This window comes from Vibrio sp. 1402, from assembly GCF_033340275.1.
The window spans coordinates 1-555 of sequence record NZ_JAWOWE010000565.1 but is presented as its reverse complement, the minus strand read 5'-3'; the positions used below and the strand labels follow the sequence as shown (position 1 = coordinate 555).

Annotated in this window: 1 protein-coding gene; it reads left to right on the top strand. The window is 47.2% G+C overall.

Annotated elements, in window-relative coordinates; all coding sequences use genetic code 11:
- Positions 1-423, top strand: a 423-nt coding sequence (locus tag R7044_RS27275; RefSeq protein WP_225456233.1) for an SH3 domain-containing protein, incomplete at its 5' end; no start/stop codon positions are given.
- Positions 424-555 lie beyond the last annotated feature (132 nt).

Here is a 555-nt window from a genome sequence, read left to right as displayed (position 1 = left end):
TCCTATCGTTCAAAAACGGGGTTAAATTTGCGCTCCAAACCGAGTGTAGAGAGTACAAAGCTGGGGCAACTTGAAAAAGGCGAAGTGTTCAATGCGTTGGCGAGAGTTGAAGGAGAACCTTGGATTCTGGTTGAACAAAAAGGCGTTATTAAGGGCTACGTGCATCAAGATTACGTACGCAGCAACGTAGTGAATCGCGATATTTTGTCGACTCAACCGAATCCGTTGCTCGATGCTCAGCAAGCGACTCATTCTGTATCGAGTGCCCGACACGAGCTGCTGGGCAGCTTCACTTGTCGAGCGCTGAGCTATGAGTTAACCAAAGACGGTGATGTGACCACGGGGTCATTACGCGCATGCCGCAAAAAACGCAAAGTTTGGTATATCGATACGCCGTCAGCCTCACCAGCTAACCCTTCGTAATTCTTATTGCTTTTATTGATGTGTTTAACGGTATGGTTGGGCACATCAATGTGCGCTATTCCGTCCATTCTACTTTTGTCACTAATTGTCCAACTTCCCGTCATGTAGCTGTCACCTAAACCTCCTACTTTG